This window comes from Pseudomonas sp. NFPP25 (assembly GCF_900116505.1).
In the GTDB taxonomy this organism is placed as follows: domain Bacteria; phylum Pseudomonadota; class Gammaproteobacteria; order Pseudomonadales; family Pseudomonadaceae; genus Aquipseudomonas; species Aquipseudomonas protegens.
The window spans coordinates 256,417-272,975 of sequence record NZ_FPBG01000006.1; the positions used below are offsets into that span (position 1 = coordinate 256,417).

Consider the following 16,559-nt stretch of genomic DNA (forward strand, 5'->3'; position numbering starts at 1 on the left):
GCCCGGTTCTCCCTTCCTACGCCGGAGTCATCCATGATCGTTGATCGTCAAGGCAGGCGCTTTCGCAACTTGCGGATCAGTCTGACGTCAGCCTGCAACTACGCCTGTACCTACTGCGTGCCCAACGGTAAGCGGCTGGTGGCTGCCCAGGACGAGTTGTCGGCCGAGGCAATGGCTCGCGGCGTGGCGTACCTGATGGAAGCGGCGGGCATCGAGCGCTTGCGCATCACCGGTGGCGAACCCCTGGTCAGTCCCAAGCTGGAAGCCTTCATGGGTGCGGTGGGGCGCATGGGGCTGGACGACATCAGCCTGACCACCAATGGCCAATTGCTTGCGCGCAAGCTGCCGTTGCTGGTGGAGGCCGGTATCCGCCGGATCAACGTTTCCCTCGATACCCTCGATGCGACGGCTTTTCGCAGCATTGCCCGTGGCGGCGACCTGGCCACGGTGCTCGATGGCATGCAGCAAGCCCGCAGTGCCGGTTTGAAGATCAAGGTCAACATGGTGCCGTTGCGTGGGCAGAACCTGGATCAGGTGATGCCGTTGCTGGATTACTGCCTGGAACGGGGTTACGAGCTGCGTTTCATCGAGCTGATGCGCATGGGCCACCTGGCCAATGATGGCAACGCTTTCCTGCAGCAGTTTGTCAGCCTGCAACAGTTACTGGACCTGATCGGCCAGCGCTACGAATACCTTCAGGCCGATGCGCCGGTGGATGCTACCGCGGTGCGCTACGCCATTCCCGGGCACGGTCATTTCGGCGTGATCGCCAACGAAAGCGTGCCGTTCTGCCGCACCTGCTCGCGTTTGCGGCTGTCCTCCACGGGCTGGCTGCACGGCTGCCTTTCTTCGAGCAATCGTCACTATGTCGGCGACCTGCTGGACAAGCCGCGCCATCAGGCTCTGCCGGCCTTGCAGCGGCTGCTGGTCAAGGCCTTGGGGGACAAGCAGGAGCTGGCCTTTTCCGGTGGAGCCACGGTGATGAAGATCATTGGCGGCTGAGGCGCTTTGCCGACGAATTCCCTTCCTTGGCGGAGCTGGCGCGGAAGCTGCATCCCGTGGCCATTCGCCGGTTTTCCGTCACCGGATTTTGGAGGGTAGGATGCGTAGCCTGGTTTTGCTGCTGGCCTTTTTGGCACTCGGCGGCTGCATGAATGTCAGTGATATGGGCGAAGGGGTGCGCTATCACCTGAGTGATGCGGGGGTGCTCGATCACAGTGATACACGCCGCACCAGCTCGTTCCGCATTCAGCCGGATTCGTTCATTTTCATTGCCCAGGGGCATTTCGTACCGCCGGGTGGCGCTTATCCGCGGCCCAACGTGGTAGCCGAGGAAGCCTTCAACGGCTTTGTCGAGTATTTCCCCATGGTGCGTCGGGCCAAGGCGCCCGAGGGCCTGAATGAAGCCATGGCCGAAGCCCGGGAAGCGGGGGCGCACTATCTGCTCTACGCCCGTTTCGCCAAGGCCGATGACCGTATCGGTAACTCTGACGAGTGGCTGGATCAGGAAGCCGTGGACCGCCTGGGGGTGGATACCAGTACCATCCAGATCATGTTGATCGAAACCAGTACCCAGTACCTGATCGATTCCGCGCGGATTCGCAGCCGTGGCGGTTTACTGACGTTCCATGACAACAAGCCACAGGATCTGCTTGGTCCGCCGTTGCAGCAATACGCGCGCGGCCTGCTGGGCCTGAGCGACTGATTGATTGAGGGAGGAGAGCGGTATGAGTGGTCCAGGCAAGGCCAACGACCTGTTGGCGCAGATTCCCAAGGCTGAAAAAGGCCTGCCGCCGGTCCACCTGTGGAACCCCGACTTCTGCGGCGATATCGACATGCGCATCGCCCGCGACGGCACCTGGTATTACCTGGGTACGCCGATCGGCCGCAAACCCATGGTCAAGCTGTTCTCCACCATCATTCGCCGCGATGGCGATGACTATTTCCTCATCACTCCGGTGGAGAAGGTCGGCATCAAGGTCGACGACGCACCCTTCGTCGCCGTGACCCTGGAGGTCGAAGGGCAGGGCGAGGCTCAGGTGCTGCGCTTTTCTACCAACGTCGAGGAGCAGGTGGTCGCCAATGACGAGCACCCGCTGCGGGTGGTGATCGACCCCCTGACCCAGGAACCGGCGCCTTACATCCTGGTTCGACACAATCTTGAAGCGCTGATCCATCGCAACGTCTTCTACCAACTGGTGGAGCTGGCGCAGACCCGCCAGATCGACGGCCAGAATTGGCTGGGGGTGTGGAGTTGTGGGGTGTTCTTTCCCATTGGTCTTGAACCCTGACGGGCGTTTCAGACGGCTGTAAGAAGATATTTCTTGCTCTGGCTCGGGCCTTTCATGTATCAAGCCGGACATGATCAAACATGTCCGATTCGATAAGAAAACAAGGGTGGTCGACGAGTTGATCCGGCGCATTGAAAGCGGCCTGTTGGAGGACGGCTTTCAACTGCCGGGCGAGCATCAGTTGGCCGAAGAATTCGGTGTCAGCCGTGGCACCTTGCGCGAGGCCCTGGCCGAGCTCAAGCGGCGCAACTACATCGCCACGCAAAGCGGCGTAGGCTCCATCGTCACCTTCGACGGTGTTGCCCTGGATCAGCATCATGGCTGGGCCCAGGCCCTGGCCGACAGCGGTGCGCTGGTCAACACCGAGGTGCTGCGCCTGGAAGCGATCCAGCGCCCGGACCTCAAGCATCGCCTGGGCACCGACCAGTTCATCGCCCTCGATCGCCGGCGCCGCAGCACCGATGGCCGGGTGCTGTCCCTGGAGCGCTCTCTGATCCCGGCTTCCGGCGAGCTGGAAGGCCTGCCTAGGGTCGGCCTGATCGATGATTCCCTGACCATTACCCTGGCCGCCTACGGCTATATCGGCGAGCGCGGCGATCAGTGGATCGGCGCCGAGCCCTTGAATGCTGAAGATGCCCAATTGCTCGGACGTGCTCCGGGCGAAGTCTTCCTCAAGGCCCTGCGTACCACCTACGACCGCCAGGGGCGCTTTATGGAGCAGGTCGAAAGCCTGCTGGACCCGCAGCATTTTCGCATGCACCTGCAGTTCGGAGAGCCGCGGTGAATGCATTGCAGCGCGCCCTGGGCGCCTTCTACGGGCTGGCCCTGGGCGATGCGCTGGGCATGCCGACCCAATCCTTGAGCCGGGAACAGATCCAGCAGCGCTTCGGCGTCATCCGCACCCTGGAGGACGCCGGCCCGGACCAGCCGATTGCCGCGAACATGCCCCGGGGCTCCATTACCGACGATACCGAGCAGGCGATCCTGGTGGCTCGCCTGTTGGTCCGGGGGCAGGGCCGGATCGCTCCGGCGGCCCTGGCCCAGAGCCTGATCGAGTGGGAGGCGCAGATGCAGGCCAAGGGTTCCCAGGATCTGCTGGGGCCTTCCACCAAACGCGCCATTGAAATGATCCTCGCCGGGGAGTCCGTTGAAGAGGCGGGCCGCTATGGCACCACCAATGGCGCCGCCATGCGCATCACGCCGGTGGGCATCGCCGCCGATGTGGCTCGGCCCGAGACGTTTCTGCAGGCGGTGGTCGAGGCCTGCCAGGTGACGCACAACACCAGCCTGGGCATTGCCAGCGCGGCGGCGGTGGCGGCGGTGGTGTCCGCCGGAATCAACGGCCAGCCTCTGGCCGAAGCCTTGGCACTTGGTGTGCAGGTCGCCCGGCAGGCCCAGGCCCAGGGGCACTGGGTAGCGGGTGCCACCATCGGTGCTCGCTTGGACTGGACCAGCACCCTGCGTGTCGACGGCGATCGGGAAGGCTTTGCGCGGATGCTCTACGAGCTGATCGGCACCTCGGTGGCTTCCCAGGAATCGGTGGTGGTGAGTTTCGCCCTGGCCCGACAAGTGGCCCTGGGGCAATTGCCGGCCTTCGAGGCACTGTGCATGGCCGCGGGCCTTGGGGGCGACACCGACACTATCGCGGCGATTCTCGGTGCCATGCTCGGCGCTTGCCTGGGGATGGATATCTGGCCTGGCGAACTGATCGGGCAGGTGCGAAAGGTCAATGAGCTGGACCTGCAGCCTCTGGTGGAACAGCTGCTGGCGCTGCGTTGAGCCGCCTTTAAGGTACAGGCCGCGGTGTGCGGCCATGTTGCCGATCGCTATGGAAAGCTATGACACGGCCAGGAATGCCGGGATGTTCTGTGACTTCCGAAATTGCCCAATACCCCTAACAACGGCAACAGGAGTTTTATCATGAGTTCATCCACGGCCGGATCAGGCGCCGGGCAACTGGAAACCCGCGGTATCGAGCCGGTTCCCGAGGCAGAGTGCGACGGGCACCCGCTGCAGCTGTTCTGGGTCTGGTTCGCGGCCAACATCAGTATTCTCGGCCTGCCCCTGGGGGCGACCCTGGTGGCGTTTCGCGGTTTGTCGATCTGGCAGGTGCTGCTGGTGGCCATCCTGGGGTCGGTGGGGTCGTTCGCCGTGGTCGGCCTGATCTCGGTAGCCGGCCGGCGCGGGCGGGCGCCGAGCCTGACCCTGTCCCGGGCAATCTTCGGGGTGCGGGGCAATATCGGCCCGACCCTGGTGTCGATGCTTTCACGGGTTGGCTGGGAGACGGTCAATACCACCACGGCGGCCTTCGTCCTGCTGTCCCTGAGCTCGATCCTGTTCCAGACCCCGGCCTCGGCCAAGGATGCGCCGCTGCTGACCCTGCTGTTCATCGGCATCTTCGTGCTGATGACCCTGAGCGTCTCCGGCCTGGGCCACGCCACCTTGCTGGTCATCCAGAAGTGGGCCACCTACGGCTTTGGTGCCCTGAACGTGCTGGTGGGCGGTTTCCTCTGCGCCACCATCGACTGGGCGGCGGTCTTCAATGCCGCGCCGGCCCCCATGAGCGCGATGATCATCGGCGTCGGCACCATGGCCGCCGGGACCGGGATTGGCTGGGCCAGTTCCGGGGCCGATATGTCGCGTTATCAGCACCGTTCGGTAACGGCCGGGCGCCTGGTGGCTTCGGCGGCGTTTGGCGCCGGCATTCCGCTGGTGTTGCTGATTACCCTGGGCGGGTTGCTGTCGGTGGGCAACGACCACCTGGCCTCGGCAGTGGACCCGATCATCGCGATCCGCGACATGCTGCCGACCTGGATGGCGGTGCCCTACCTGGTCGCGGCCTTTGGCGGCCTGCTGCTGTCCAACAACCTCTCTGTGTATTCCGCCGGCCTCACCGCGCTGACCCTGGGCCTCAAGGTCAAGCGGGTCTATGCGGTGCTGGTGGATATCGTGGCGATCTTCCTCGGCTCGATCTATTTCATGCTGATTGCCGACAGCTTCTATGGCCCTTTCATCAGCTTCATCTCCCTGCTGGCGGTGCCGATCACCGCCTGGGTAGGGATCTTCGTGGTGGACCTGATCCATCGTCATCACTACAGCGCCGATGATCTGCTCAACGTCGGCCCGAGCAGCGCCTACTGGTACCGGGGCGGCATCGAATGGCGAGCCTTTGGCGCCTGGGTGCTGGCGATTGTGCTGGGCTTCTGTTTCACCACCATCGGCACCACTGCCGAAGACGTCTGGTTCACCGGGCCCCTGGCCGATTCCTGGCTGGGGCATAACGGCCTGGGCTGGATCGTCACCTTCCTGGTGGCCGGCGGCGGTTACGCTCTACTGGGCGGTGCCCGGGACCGGCGCGCGGCCTTTGTCGAGAACGCCAATGCCTAGGTTGCTGCACACCGGCCAGGTGATAGTCGACCTGGTGATGGCGGTAGAGCGCCTGCCGGCCTCCGGAGGCGATGTGCTCGCGCAATCTGCGGGCTTCGAGGCCGGTGGCGGCTTCAACGTGATGGCCGCCGCGGCGCGCAACGGGTTGCCGGTGGTCTACCTCGGGCGCCACGGGCAGGGGCGCTTTGGCGACCTGGCGCGGGCGGCGATGCAGGGCGAAGGCATACAGATGAGCCTGGAGCCCGGCAGGGGGGCTGATACCGGTCTGTGCGTGGCCCTGACCGAAGCCTCTGCTGAACGCACCTTCATTTCCCATATCGGCGCCGAGGGCGAATTGTCGGCCGAGGATCTGGCCCGGGTCCGGGTGGAGGCGGGGGATTACCTCTATGTCAGCGGCTACAGCCTGTTGCAGGAGTGCAAGGCACGGGCCCTGCTGGACTGGTTGCTGGCGCTGCCTCGTTCGATCCCATTGATGTTCGACCCGGGGCCGTTGGCCGGTTCGGCAGATTCACCCTTGATGGCGGCGCTGTTGCCGCGGATCGATATCTGGAGCAGCAACCGCGCCGAGGCATTGCAATTGACCGGTACTTCGCAGATTGCCCAGGCGCTGGCGCAGCTCGAAAGCTGGTTGTCACCTGCGGCGTTGCTGGTGCTGCGTGATGGCCCCCGCGGCTGTTGGGTCAGCCGCCAGGGGCAGGCGGTGCAGGTGCCGGGGTTCAAGGTGGAGGCGGTGGACAGCAACGGTGCCGGTGATGCCCACGCCGGGGTCTTGGTCGCCGGGCTCGCAGCGGGCCTTGAGCCGCTGATGGCGGCTCGTCGGGCGAACGCCGCGGCGGCGATTGCCGTCACCCGGCGTGGCCCGGCCACCGCTCCGGGCAGTGCCGAAGTGGATGCCTTGCTGGCGCGCGGCTGAGTCAGCGGCGAGCAACTGGCCGCCGGTCAGCCGGCCTTGCTCAGGGCTTCGATCAGCTCCTGCTTGCGCATGCGCGAGCGTCCCGGAATCTTCTTCGCCCGAGCTTCGCGCATCAGGCTGTCCTTGCTCTGGGTGCCCAGGGACGCCGCGCTGTTGCGGGCATGCCCGTGGCGCGTAGCCACCGCGCGCCGGGCCGACTCGCTGCGGGCCCGGGCCTTGTCTGCCGGGCTTTTGTCCCGACCGGAGCCGCCCGCCCGTTCACCGCCGCCGGACTGCTTGTTCACCGTGGCCCAGGCCCGTGCTTCGGCCTGCTCCGGCGAGAGCCCGCGTTCTTCGTAGCTGGCTTCGATGGCCGCGGCCTTGCGGCGCTGGGCCAGGGTGTATTTGGCTTTGCTTCCTCGAGTCATGACATCTCTCCTCAAGGCCCTGGCGCACAGGGCCTGCTGGATTGAACCGGCGGTTACTGGCTGCTGCCTTCAGAACCTGAGCCGCCGGTGGTGGTTTTCGAGCCGGTACCGGTCTTGCCACTGTCGGGTGTGCTGGAGTCCATGGTGCCGACACCGCCCTGGCGGCCGTTGTCGTTGCCCTGAATGCGCGGGTCGGTCCCGGTCGCCGGTGGCAATGAGCCTTCGTCCATGGCCGGTGGGTTGATGTTGATCTTCGGCGTGCCCTGGGTGGCCGGGGATTTCGGGCCTTCAACCGGGTTGGTCGGGCCGGTGGCGCCGGCCAGGGCAGCAGTGGACAGCAGCCCGGCCAGGGCCAGGGCGCAGAGTTGGACCTTGATCATGGTGTCGCCTCCATTCGTTAGAGTCGTTACCTGATATTGGTCCGCTGCCGGGGCCGGTTGGTGCCTGATGATCGACGAACGGTGTTATGCACCGGCTGCCATACGCCAGTGGCCCAGGCGCCGCCAGCCCAGGCGGCCAAGGCTGATCAGCCAGTTCAGCAACGCTACGCCGAGGACCGTGAACAGCAGCGCCTGGATGCCGGCTTCGACGATGATCCGCCCGGCCAGCCAGGGAAAACCGAAGACCCCGATGAAGTACGACAGGCTGAACAGCAGCAACGCCTGGGAGGTGCAGCCGGCTGGCGCTTCGTTGGCCGCCAGGCCGTTGATCACCGAGTAGGTCAGGCCATAGCCCACTCCCAGGGTCACGGCAGCCAGCAGGTAGCTGGCGCTGCTGTCGACAGCAAATAAAAAGAGCAGGATCGACACCAGCATCAGCCCCGAGAGGAGGCAGGCAGCACGATAGGGATCGCGCTTGACCACGATCCCGGCGATCAGCAAGCGGCTGGCGATGGCGGCGCTCATGAAGCCGAGGAAGAACAGCGAGTAGTCGACGCCGCGGGAGGGGCCGTAGCTGGTCTGGAAGCTCGACAGGCCGCCGAATACGCAACCTCCCAGGCCCACCATGAGAATCGGCCAGACGGCGCGGGAGGACAGCACCTGCGCGGTGCCAGCCCAGGTGATGCTAGCCGCCGCGGTGCCCAGGTGGTTGGCCTGCTGGCGCAGCCGGCCGCCCAGCCGCCAGAAGATCAGCACACCCAGCAGGCTGGCGCCGGCGGCGATCAGAAAGGCGCTGGTCAGTGGGTAGCCCAGGGCACTGGCCAGGCGCCCCAGCAAGGGGCCGGAGCCGATTCCGGTCATCATGCTGCCCGACAGCAGTGCGAAGTAGCGGGCCCGTTGCGCAGGCTCCACCAGCATCGCCACGATGATCGGTCCCAGGGTATAGAACACCCCCCAGCCCAGGCCCAGGGTCAGGCCGAAGAACAGCAGGCCGGGGCCGACCCCCGGGGTCAGGGCAAAGCCCAGGCTGGCCACCGCCAGCAGGCAGCCGAACACTGCCACCGAGCGCGCGGCGCCGAGGCTGTCCGAGAGGTGCCCGGAGCCGATCACCGCAACAAAGGTGCTGAGCATGGCTGTGGAAATCACCGTGCCGGCATCGTGTTCATTGCCGCCACGGCTGCCGATCAGCAGCGACAGGAGAAAGGTCGAGCCGTAGGACAGCGACAGCAGGTAGCTGCCCAGGCAGAACAGGCCGAATAACGGGGCCGAGACCCGGGACTGTTGCGGGGTGCACGCCGACATGAAAGTGCCTCTTTATGCTTGAAGTCATGTCGGGCTTTCTAACATGGCGCCTCCCGGTGTTTGTTGTGTTCCTGCAGGCCTCAGGGTTAGTCGGCAGCGGAGTAAGTGCCGTGCGCAAGGAACTGGGCCGGGGGGCTTGGCATAAATGGTCGTGCATGTATTTCTGCTGCCGTTCTAATATGGCCGCCTGATTCCAACAAGAGAGCCGTCGATGACCGTAGAAATCCGTCCTGCACTGCCCAGCGATGCCCCGCAGATTCTTGCGTTCATCACCGAACTTGCCGATTACGAGCGGGCCCGCCATGAAGTGATCGCCAGCGTCGCCGATATCGAACGCAGCCTGTTCAGCGAGGGGGCCACGGCCCATGGCCTGATCTGCCTGCGCGAAGGCGTGCCGATCGGCTTTGCGGTGTTCTTCTTCAGTTATTCCACTTGGCTGGGCAGCAATTGCCTGTACCTGGAGGACCTTTACATCACTCCGGAACAACGGGGCGGCGGGGCGGGCAAGCAACTGCTGCGACATCTGGCGCAGATCGCCTGTGACAATGATTGCGGACGCTTCGAATGGAGCGTGCTGGAGTGGAACGAGCCGGCGATCCAGTTCTACAAGTCCCTGGGCGCCCAGCCTCAGGAGGAATGGGTCAAGTACCGCATGGATGGCGAAGTGCTGCGCGCCTTTGCTCGCGGCTGACGCCAGCTGGCTCGTGGAGGAGCCGGCGTGCCGGCGAAGGCGCACGCCATCGGCGCCCCCGGCGACCAGCCATGCTTTGACGGTGTCGAGAATCAGCCTTTCAAGGTCGCCATGTCGATCACGAAGCGGTACTTCACATCACCCTTGATCATGCGCTCGTAGGCTTGATTGATCTGGCGGATGTCGAGCATTTCGATATCGCAGGTGATGCCGTGCTCGGCGCAGAAGTCCAGCACTTCCTGGGTCTCGGCAATACCGCCGATCAGCGAGCCGGCCAGCACCCGGCGGCTCATCACCAGCTTTCCGGCGTGCAGCGCCGGGTCCACCGGTTCGATCAGGCCCACCAGGATATGCACGCCATCGAAGCGCAGGGTGTCGAGGTAGGGGTTGAGGTCGTGGGGCACCGGGATGGTGTCCAGGAGAAAGTCGAAGTGCCCGGCCACCGACTGCATCTGCGCCACGTCGGTGGATACGATCACATGGTCGGCACCCTGGCGGCGGGCTTCTTCGGCCTTGCTCGCGGAGCGGGTGAACAGGGTCACTTCGGCGCCCAGGGCCTTGGCGAACTTGATGCCCATGTGGCCCAGGCCGCCCATGCCGAGAATCCCTACCTTGTCACCGGGCTTGACCCCGTAATGCTTGAGTGGCGAGTAGGTGGTGATGCCGGCGCAGAGGATTGGCGCGGCGCTGGCCAAGTCGAGTTTCTCCGGAATGCGCACCACAAAGTGCTCGCTGACCACGATGCTGTCGGAGTAGCCGCCCATGGTGTTGCTGCCATCGACCCGGTCCGGGGTGGCGTAGGTCATGGTCGGGCCTTGCAGGCAGTATTGCTCCAGGTCGGCGGCGCAGGCCTCGCAGTGGCGGCAGGAATCCACCATGCAACCGACGCCCACCAGGTCGCCGACCTTGTGCTTGCTGACGTTGGCGCCGACGGCTGTGACCTTGCCGACGATCTCGTGGCCCGGCATCAGCGGGTACACGGCGATGCCCCATTCGTTGCGGGCCTGGTGGATATCGGAGTGGCAGACGCCGCAGTAGAGGATCTCGATGGCGACGTCGTCCGCACGCGGACTGCGGCGCTGGAAGCTCATGGGGGCGAGGGGAGTGGTGGCCGATTGGGCGGCATAACCGATGGCGGTGTACATGGTGGACCTCGCAAAAGCATTGACGATTGAGGCGTGGCATTCTCGGCGTCGGGCCCTGGGCCAACCATGGCGATTCCTCGGCATGTCATGCCTATTCCTCCGGCATTGGCGGTTTTCACGCGGCATTGGCGTACAGACCTGCGATGATGTTTTCGTCCCTTTTTCCGTGAAGTTTTCCCCATGCTGCTGACCCGCCATCTGGACGCCAACGCCACCCTGGTCTCGCTGATCCAGCCCCTTGCCAGCCGTGACGGTTTCGTTGCCACCGCCTTGCCCGGGGTCCAGGTGCTGCGGGCCAGTTGCGACGTGGCGCGGGGCCCGCAGATCTATGAGCCGAGCCTGATGATCATTGCCCAGGGCAGCAAGCTGGCCTACCTGGGCACGCGAACCCTGGAATACGGTGCCGGGCATTACCTGATCCAGGCCCTGTCGGTGCCCTTCGAGTGCGAAACCTTCGCCTTGCCCGATGCGCCGCTGCTGGGGGTTTCCATCGCCATCGACCGGGCGGTATTGAGCGAGCTGGTGCTGGCCATGGGCGTCACCGAAGGCCGGGCGGCTTCGGCGCAGACCCTGGAGTCGATGACCTCGGCTGTGCTCGACGACGCCATGCGTGGTTGCGTGGAACGCCTGTTGCGCTGCCTGCACGATCCTCTGGAGTGCAAGGTCATGGGCCCTTCACGGGTGCGTGAGTTGCTCTTTGCCGCTTTGCGCGGGCCCCAGGCCGATGCGCTGCGGGCGCTGGTGGAGCAGCAGGGGCAGTTCGCCCGGGTTGCGGCTTCGCTCAATCACCTGCACGAGCACTACACCGAGCCGTTGAACGTCGAGACCCTGGCCCGCTGCGCCAACATGAGCACCTCGACCTTCCACGAGCATTTCAAGCGCAGCACCCTGCTGTCGCCGGTGCAGTACCTCAAGCGCCTGCGCCTGCTCAAGGCCCAGCAGTTGCTGCTGGGAGAGGGGCTGGGCGTGGCCCAGGTGGCGCATCGTGTGGGCTACCAGAGCACTTCGCAGTTCAGCCGCGAGTACAAGCGCTACTTCGAACGCAACCCGGGCGAAGAACGCGCCGCTTGAAAACATCGCCCCCCTTGTAGGAGCTGGCTTGCCAGCGAATGCGCCCTTGGGCCGGAGCAAGGCTTGGGCGGCTCTTCGCCGGCAAGCCGGCTCCTACAGGTGGCGGTGTCGCTGAATCCCGGGCATGAAAAAGGCCCCCATAAAGGGGGCCTTCTTTTATCGCACCGGCTTACATGTTCGGGTAAGTCGGGCCGCCGGCGCCTTCCGGAGTGACCCAGGTAATGTTCTGGGCCGGGTCCTTGATGTCGCAAGTCTTGCAGTGCACGCAGTTCTGCGCGTTGATCTGGAAGCGCTTCTCGCCATCTTCCTGGGTGATCACCTCATACACGCCGGCCGGGCAGTAACGCTGGGCAGGTTCGTCGTACAGCGGCAGGTTGCGGCTCAGCGGGATGCTCGGGTCGGTCAGCTTCAGGTGGCAAGGCTGTTCTTCTTCATGGTTGGTACCGGAGATGAACACCGAGCTCAACTTGTCGAAGCTGAGTTTGCCGTCGGGTTTCGGATAGTCGATCTTCACGCAGTCCTTGGCCAGCTTCAGGCAGGCGTAGTCCGGCTTGGTGTCGTGCAGGGTGAACGGCAGTTTGCCGCCGAAGATATTCTGGTCCATCCAGTTGAAGCCCGCGCCGATGATCGGGCCGAACTTGTGCATGGCCGGGCCGAAGTTGCGGCTGGCGAACAGCTCCTCATACAGCCAGCTGGCCTTGAACGAATCGACGTAGCTCTTGAGTTCGTCGGCGCCTTCGGAACCGGCGAACAGCGAGTCGGCTACCGCATCGGCGGCCAGCATGCCGGACTTCATGGCGGTGTGGCTGCCCTTGATCTTGGCGAAGTTCAGGGTGCCAAGGTCGCAGCCGATCAGCGCGCCACCCTTGAACACCATCTTCGGCAGCGAGTTCAGGCCGCCCTTGCAGATGGCGCGGGCGCCGTAGCTGACGCGCTTGCCGCCTTCCAGGTACTGCTTGAGCACCGGGTGATGCTTGAGGCGCTGGAACTCGTCGAACGGCGACAGGTAAGTGTTGGCGTAGGACAGGTCGACGATCAGGCCCACTACTACCTGGTTGTTTTCCAGGTGATAGAGGAAGGAGCCGCCAGTGTTCTCGTTGCTCATGATGTCCAGCGGCCAGCCGGCGGTGTGCACCACCAGGCCAGGCTGGTGCTTGGCCGGGTCGATTTCCCAGATTTCCTTGAGGCCGATGCCGTAGTGCTGGGCGTCGGCGTCGCTGTCCAGGTTGAACTGCTTGATCAGTTGCTTGCCGATATGGCCACGGCAGCCTTCGGCGAACAGGGTGTATTTGCCGCGCAGTTCCATGCCGGGGGTGTACATGCCCTCTTTCGGCTGGCCTTCACGGTCGACACCCATGTCGCCGGTAAGAATCCCGCGGACTACGCCGTTTTCGTCGATCAGGGCTTCCTGGGCGGCAAAGCCCGGGTAGATTTCCACGCCCAGGTTCTCGGCCTGCTGGGCCAGCCAGCGGCACAGATTGCCCAGGGAAATGATGTAGTTGCCTTCGTTGTGCATGGTCTTGGGCACAAAGAAGTCTGGAACCTTGGTGGAGGTTTCGCCGCTGCGCAGGACATAGATGTCGTCGCGGGTGACCGGGGTGTTGAGCGGGGCGCCCAGTTCCTTCCAGTCCGGGAACAATTCATTCAGGGCCCGTGGTTCGAACACGGCACCGGAAAGGATGTGAGCACCGACTTCGGAGCCTTTTTCAACCACGCAGACGCTGATTTCCTTCCCGGCTTCAGCGGCCTTCTGCTTAAGGCGGCAAGCGGCGGACAAGCCTGCGGGGCCGGCACCGACGATGACCACGTCGAATTCCATGTATTCGCGTTCCACTAGGCTATCTCCTACTCAAGGCTCAACGGTTTTTTCTAATTGGAGGTTTGGCGTTGCATCCCCGCTTTCTCCCATCGCGCATGGGGGGGAGAAGGGGAGGACGGCCGACCTTTCTCTCTGGGCGGCGCATTATATCTACACCACTCTCAGCGTCCAATACAAACGTTTGTTTGAATTTGCCGCAGCCCAGGTAAATCAAAGAAGCGCGGCTTATAAACGGCTATTTTGCCGTATTGACCGGAAAAGGCGTTCCGGTCAAGATACGGTCGGTTTTGCGCTCGCCGTAGGCTGACTGTTGGTTTCAAGAGCACCTCTAAAGACAGGGCAAAGGCAGTAAAGGTGACGCGCGCGCAGCTTGAAAGTGCGCAGTCTACACGCCGCGATAATGAATGACTCGTCGGTCACCACTGACGAACGGTCATCACCCCGTGAGCAAGGTCAACCTTTTTGTGCGCCAGCGTTTTTGGAGGTGCCCTTGTGCCGATGAGCATCAACCGCCAGGTTCTCGCCTAGGCGACTTTCTTTTCACCGGAGAGTAACGAGGAATCCATGAAGGTTCTTGTAGCTGTCAAACGAGTGGTCGACTATAACGTCAAGGTTCGCGTCAAAGCGGACAACTCCGGCGTCGACCTCGCCAACGTCAAGATGTCGATGAACCCTTTCTGCGAAATCGCAGTGGAAGAAGCCGTACGCCTGAAAGAGAAAGGTGTAGCGACTGAAATCGTCGTCGTCTCCATCGGTCCTGCTACTGCTCAAGAGCAACTGCGTACCGCCCTGGCACTGGGTGCCGATCGCGCGATCCTCGTCGAGTCCGCTGAAGAGTTGAACTCCCTGGCCGTGGCCAAGCTGCTCAAGGCCGTGGTCGACAAGGAACAGCCACAGCTGGTGATCCTCGGCAAACAGGCCATCGATAGCGACAACAACCAGACCGGCCAGATGCTGGCAGCCCTGAGCGGCTACGCTCAAGGCACCTTCGCCTCCAAGGTCGAAGTGTCCGGCGACAAGGTCAACGTCACCCGTGAAATCGACGGCGGCCTGCAGACCGTTGCGCTGAACCTGCCAGCCATCGTCACCACCGACCTGCGTTTGAACGAGCCGCGCTACGCGTCTCTGCCAAACATCATGAAAGCCAAGAAGAAGCCGCTTGAAACGCTGACTCCTGATGCTTTGGGCGTTTCCACCGCCTCCACCAACAAGACCCTGAAAGTCGAAGCGCCGGCTGCACGCAGCGCGGGCATCAAGGTCAAGTCGGTGGCTGAACTGGTCGAGAAACTGAAAAACGAAGCGAAGGTAATCTGATCATGACTATCTTGGTAATCGCCGAACACGATAACAAGGCGCTGGCTCCGGCCACCCTGAACACCGTTGCCGCCGCCGCCAAAATCGGTGGTGACGTGCATGTACTGGTAGCCGGTCAGGGCGTTGGCGCCGTGGCTGAAGCCGCGGCCAAGATCGCTGGCGTGGCCAAAGTGCTGGTGGCCGACAACGCCGCCTACGCTCACCAACTGCCGGAAAACGTTGCGCCGCTGGTGGCCGAACTGGGCGCTGGCTACAGCCACATCCTGGCTGCCGCTACTTCCAACGGCAAAAACATCCTGCCGCGGGTTGCCGCTCAGCTGGACGTCGACCAGATCTCCGAAATCATCTCGGTAGAAAGCGCTGATACCTTCAAGCGTCCGATCTATGCCGGTAACGCCATCGCTACCGTGCAGTCCTCGGCTGCCGTAAAAGTCATCACCGTACGTGCCACCGGTTTCGACGCTGTTGCCGCTGAAGGTGGTTCGGCTGCAGTCGAAACCGTCGGCGCCGCTCACGATGCCGGCAAGTCGAGCTTCGTTGGCGAAGAGCTGGCCAAGTCCGATCGCCCTGAACTGACCGCAGCCAAGATCGTCGTTTCCGGCGGCCGCGGCATGCAGAACGGCGACAACTTCAAGCACCTGTATGCCCTGGCCGACAAGCTGGGCGCTGCTGTCGGCGCGTCCCGCGCTGCGGTGGACGCAGGTTTTGTGCCCAACGACATGCAGGTCGGCCAGACCGGCAAGATCGTTGCGCCACAACTGTACATCGCCGTCGGTATCTCCGGCGCGATCCAGCACCTGGCGGGCATGAAGGACTCCAAAGTGATCGTCGCGATCAACAAGGACGAAGAAGCGCCAATCTTCCAGGTAGCCGACTACGGCCTGGTAGCGGACTTGTTCGAAGCCGTACCTGAGTTGGAGAAGCTGGTCTAATCCGGCGTCTTCACTTATAAAGAGCCCGGCCTTTTGGCCGGGTTTTTTTATGTGTGTTTTTTGCCGGGGGAGGGTTTCGCCATGGATCTGCGCCGCATGAGTGGCTGGCCAGTGCTGTTGGGCCTGACGTTGTTGCCATCGTTGTCGATGGCGGCGGGCAAGTGCGAGCGTCTGGTGGTCACTGGCAGCCCCGATGCACCGCCTTACCTGTGGCGTGACCCTCAGGACCCCAAGCACCTGATGGGCGCCAGCGCCGACCTGCTGCAGCAGGTGGCCGGGGAGCTGGGGCTGAAGGTCGAGGTGCTGTATGCCGGCAAGCGCTCCGAGGCGCTGGACGAGGTACGCACCGGGCGCATGGACCTGCTCGCCGATGCACCGCTGACCCTCAATGAGCTGGAATCGCTGGACTACATCCACCCGGCGCTGGTGCAGAACGACTATCTGGTCTGGACCCGCAAGGATTCGACCCTCAGCTACACCCAGCCGGGAGACCTGGCAGGCCATCCCGGCGCCATGTCGGAAAAGGCCCGATTGACTCAGCCCTTTGTCGCCATGGCCAAGGAGCATCTGCAACTCAAGCGCCTGCCGAATCTGACCCAGGTCTTCCAGACCTTGCTCCTGGGGGAGGTGGACTATGTGCTGGCGCCTCGCTACGCAGGCATGGCCATGGCCCAGACCCTGGGCATGACGGCGGATCTGGCGGCGTTTCCCCAGCCCATCGACAAACCGGGGCTGTTCCTTGCGCTGTCCCATAACTCCGCCTGCAATGACCCATGGTTGCGCGGACAGTTGGCCAAAAAGATGACAGAATTGCCCGCGTCCGGTCTGACGGAGACCTTGCTGCAGCGCAATCTGGAGCGCTGGAAGGCCCAGTTGCAGCAACCCGTCAGCAGCCCAAAACAGTAGG

Annotated in this window: 17 protein-coding genes; 12 read left to right on the top strand and 5 right to left on the bottom strand. The window is 63.5% G+C overall.

Annotated features, from left to right (window positions below; genetic code table 11):
* Window positions 1-33: 33 nt before the first annotated feature.
* The 7 genes from BM382_RS24325 to BM382_RS24355 all read left to right on the top strand — a co-directional run bounded on the left by BM382_RS24325 (window position 34) and on the right by BM382_RS24355 (window position 6,591).
* Window positions 34-1,002 (top strand): GTP 3',8-cyclase MoaA, encoded by a 969-nt coding sequence (locus BM382_RS24325; protein WP_011060126.1) that lies wholly within the window; start codon window positions 34-36, stop codon window positions 1,000-1,002.
* Between the two features lie 100 nt (window positions 1,003-1,102).
* The gene (locus tag BM382_RS24330) at window positions 1,103-1,705 is read left to right on the top strand and encodes a DUF4823 domain-containing protein (protein WP_011060127.1); all 603 of its coding nucleotides are present in this window, start codon (window positions 1,103-1,105) and stop codon (window positions 1,703-1,705) included.
* A gap of 22 nt (window positions 1,706-1,727) precedes the next feature.
* The gene (locus BM382_RS24335; protein ID WP_011060128.1) at window positions 1,728-2,291 is read left to right on the top strand and encodes a DUF1285 domain-containing protein; all 564 of its coding nucleotides are present in this window, start codon (window positions 1,728-1,730) and stop codon (window positions 2,289-2,291) included.
* 70 nt (window positions 2,292-2,361) lie between these two features.
* A complete protein-coding gene (locus BM382_RS24340; RefSeq protein WP_011060129.1) occupies window positions 2,362-3,075 on the top strand; it encodes a GntR family transcriptional regulator in 714 nt (237 codons plus the stop codon).
* The gene (locus BM382_RS24345) at window positions 3,072-4,070 is read left to right on the top strand and encodes an ADP-ribosylglycohydrolase family protein (protein WP_072444180.1); all 999 of its coding nucleotides are present in this window, start codon (window positions 3,072-3,074) and stop codon (window positions 4,068-4,070) included. The genes BM382_RS24340 and BM382_RS24345 overlap by 4 nt, the downstream gene beginning before the upstream one ends.
* A 141-nt stretch (window positions 4,071-4,211) precedes the next feature.
* Complete coding sequence (locus tag BM382_RS24350) at window positions 4,212-5,678, top strand: purine-cytosine permease family protein (RefSeq protein WP_041116809.1); 1,467 nt, start codon at window positions 4,212-4,214, stop codon at window positions 5,676-5,678.
* Complete coding sequence (locus BM382_RS24355) at window positions 5,671-6,591, top strand: PfkB family carbohydrate kinase (protein ID WP_015634716.1); 921 nt, start codon at window positions 5,671-5,673, stop codon at window positions 6,589-6,591. Before BM382_RS24350 ends, BM382_RS24355 begins: the two co-directional genes overlap by 8 nt.
* Before the next feature lie 26 nt (window positions 6,592-6,617).
* On the opposite strand, the gene BM382_RS24360 is transcribed toward BM382_RS24355, so the two are convergent.
* From BM382_RS24360 to BM382_RS24370, 3 genes are all read right to left on the bottom strand, one after another.
* The gene (locus tag BM382_RS24360; RefSeq protein ID WP_019094643.1) at window positions 6,618-6,998 is read right to left on the bottom strand and encodes a Rho termination factor N-terminal domain-containing protein; all 381 of its coding nucleotides are present in this window, start codon (window positions 6,996-6,998) and stop codon (window positions 6,618-6,620) included.
* Between the two features lie 53 nt (window positions 6,999-7,051).
* Window positions 7,052-7,378, bottom strand: coding sequence for a hypothetical protein (locus BM382_RS24365; RefSeq protein WP_011060134.1), 327 nt, complete (start codon window positions 7,376-7,378; stop codon window positions 7,052-7,054).
* Window positions 7,379-7,462: 84 nt separating this feature from the next.
* Window positions 7,463-8,680, bottom strand: a complete 1,218-nt coding sequence (locus tag BM382_RS24370) for an MFS transporter (protein ID WP_072444178.1) — start codon at window positions 8,678-8,680, stop codon at window positions 7,463-7,465.
* Window positions 8,681-8,891: 211 nt separating this feature from the next.
* On the opposite strand from BM382_RS24370, the gene BM382_RS24375 reads away from it, so the two are divergent.
* Window positions 8,892-9,371: a GNAT family N-acetyltransferase gene (locus BM382_RS24375; RefSeq protein WP_011060136.1), complete on the top strand. Its 480-nt coding sequence runs from the start codon at window positions 8,892-8,894 to the stop codon at window positions 9,369-9,371.
* Between the two features lie 92 nt (window positions 9,372-9,463).
* Here BM382_RS24375 and BM382_RS24380 read toward each other — a convergent pair whose 3' ends face one another.
* Window positions 9,464-10,516: an NAD(P)-dependent alcohol dehydrogenase gene (locus BM382_RS24380; RefSeq protein WP_019094642.1), complete on the bottom strand. Its 1,053-nt coding sequence runs from the start codon at window positions 10,514-10,516 to the stop codon at window positions 9,464-9,466.
* A 180-nt stretch (window positions 10,517-10,696) separates the two neighbouring features.
* Here BM382_RS24380 and BM382_RS24385 point away from each other — a divergent pair, with 180 nt between their 5' ends.
* Window positions 10,697-11,587 (top strand): AraC family transcriptional regulator, encoded by an 891-nt coding sequence (locus BM382_RS24385; protein ID WP_011060138.1) that lies wholly within the window; start codon window positions 10,697-10,699, stop codon window positions 11,585-11,587.
* A 169-nt stretch (window positions 11,588-11,756) separates the two neighbouring features.
* Here the strand turns inward: BM382_RS24385 and BM382_RS24390 are convergent, their stop codons facing one another.
* Complete coding sequence (locus tag BM382_RS24390; RefSeq protein WP_011060139.1) at window positions 11,757-13,421, bottom strand: electron transfer flavoprotein-ubiquinone oxidoreductase; 1,665 nt, start codon at window positions 13,419-13,421, stop codon at window positions 11,757-11,759.
* Window positions 13,422-13,970: 549 nt separating this feature from the next.
* On the opposite strand from BM382_RS24390, the gene BM382_RS24395 reads away from it, so the two are divergent.
* The 3 genes from BM382_RS24395 (at window position 13,971) to BM382_RS24405 (ending at window position 16,558) form a co-directional block, all read left to right on the top strand.
* On the top strand, window positions 13,971-14,720 hold the full coding sequence (locus BM382_RS24395) for an electron transfer flavoprotein subunit beta/FixA family protein (protein ID WP_015634720.1): 750 nt from the start codon (window positions 13,971-13,973) through the stop codon (window positions 14,718-14,720).
* A gap of 2 nt (window positions 14,721-14,722) precedes the next feature.
* Window positions 14,723-15,652, top strand: coding sequence for an electron transfer flavoprotein subunit alpha/FixB family protein (locus BM382_RS24400; protein WP_011060141.1), 930 nt, complete (start codon window positions 14,723-14,725; stop codon window positions 15,650-15,652).
* 81 nt (window positions 15,653-15,733) lie between these two features.
* The gene (locus BM382_RS24405; RefSeq protein WP_015634721.1) at window positions 15,734-16,558 is read left to right on the top strand and encodes a substrate-binding periplasmic protein; all 825 of its coding nucleotides are present in this window, start codon (window positions 15,734-15,736) and stop codon (window positions 16,556-16,558) included.
* Window position 16,559: the final 1 nt, after the last annotated feature.

Excerpts from the sequence above, each read along its gene's own strand:
- BM382_RS24340 (WP_011060129.1), top strand. The coding sequence starts at position 2,362 with ATGATCAAACATGTCCGATTCGATAAGAAAACAAGGGTGGTCGACGAG.
- BM382_RS24405 (WP_015634721.1), top strand. The coding sequence starts at position 15,734 with ATGGATCTGCGCCGCATGAGTGGCTGGCCAGTGCTGTTGGGCCTGACG.
- BM382_RS24375 (WP_011060136.1), top strand. The coding sequence starts at position 8,892 with ATGACCGTAGAAATCCGTCCTGCACTGCCCAGCGATGCCCCGCAGATT.
- BM382_RS24330 (WP_011060127.1), top strand. The coding sequence starts at position 1,103 with ATGCGTAGCCTGGTTTTGCTGCTGGCCTTTTTGGCACTCGGCGGCTGC.
- BM382_RS24385 (WP_011060138.1), top strand. The coding sequence starts at position 10,697 with ATGCTGCTGACCCGCCATCTGGACGCCAACGCCACCCTGGTCTCGCTG.
- BM382_RS24350 (WP_041116809.1), top strand. The coding sequence starts at position 4,212 with ATGAGTTCATCCACGGCCGGATCAGGCGCCGGGCAACTGGAAACCCGC.
- BM382_RS24360 (WP_019094643.1), bottom strand. The coding sequence starts at position 6,998 with ATGACTCGAGGAAGCAAAGCCAAATACACCCTGGCCCAGCGCCGCAAG.
- BM382_RS24355 (WP_015634716.1), top strand. The coding sequence starts at position 5,671 with ATGCCTAGGTTGCTGCACACCGGCCAGGTGATAGTCGACCTGGTGATG.
- BM382_RS24380 (WP_019094642.1), bottom strand. The coding sequence starts at position 10,516 with ATGTACACCGCCATCGGTTATGCCGCCCAATCGGCCACCACTCCCCTC.
- BM382_RS24395 (WP_015634720.1), top strand. The coding sequence starts at position 13,971 with ATGAAGGTTCTTGTAGCTGTCAAACGAGTGGTCGACTATAACGTCAAG.
- BM382_RS24325 (WP_011060126.1), top strand. The coding sequence starts at position 34 with ATGATCGTTGATCGTCAAGGCAGGCGCTTTCGCAACTTGCGGATCAGT.
- BM382_RS24370 (WP_072444178.1), bottom strand. The coding sequence starts at position 8,680 with ATGTCGGCGTGCACCCCGCAACAGTCCCGGGTCTCGGCCCCGTTATTC.
- BM382_RS24335 (WP_011060128.1), top strand. The coding sequence starts at position 1,728 with ATGAGTGGTCCAGGCAAGGCCAACGACCTGTTGGCGCAGATTCCCAAG.
- BM382_RS24400 (WP_011060141.1), top strand. The coding sequence starts at position 14,723 with ATGACTATCTTGGTAATCGCCGAACACGATAACAAGGCGCTGGCTCCG.
- BM382_RS24365 (WP_011060134.1), bottom strand. The coding sequence starts at position 7,378 with ATGATCAAGGTCCAACTCTGCGCCCTGGCCCTGGCCGGGCTGCTGTCC.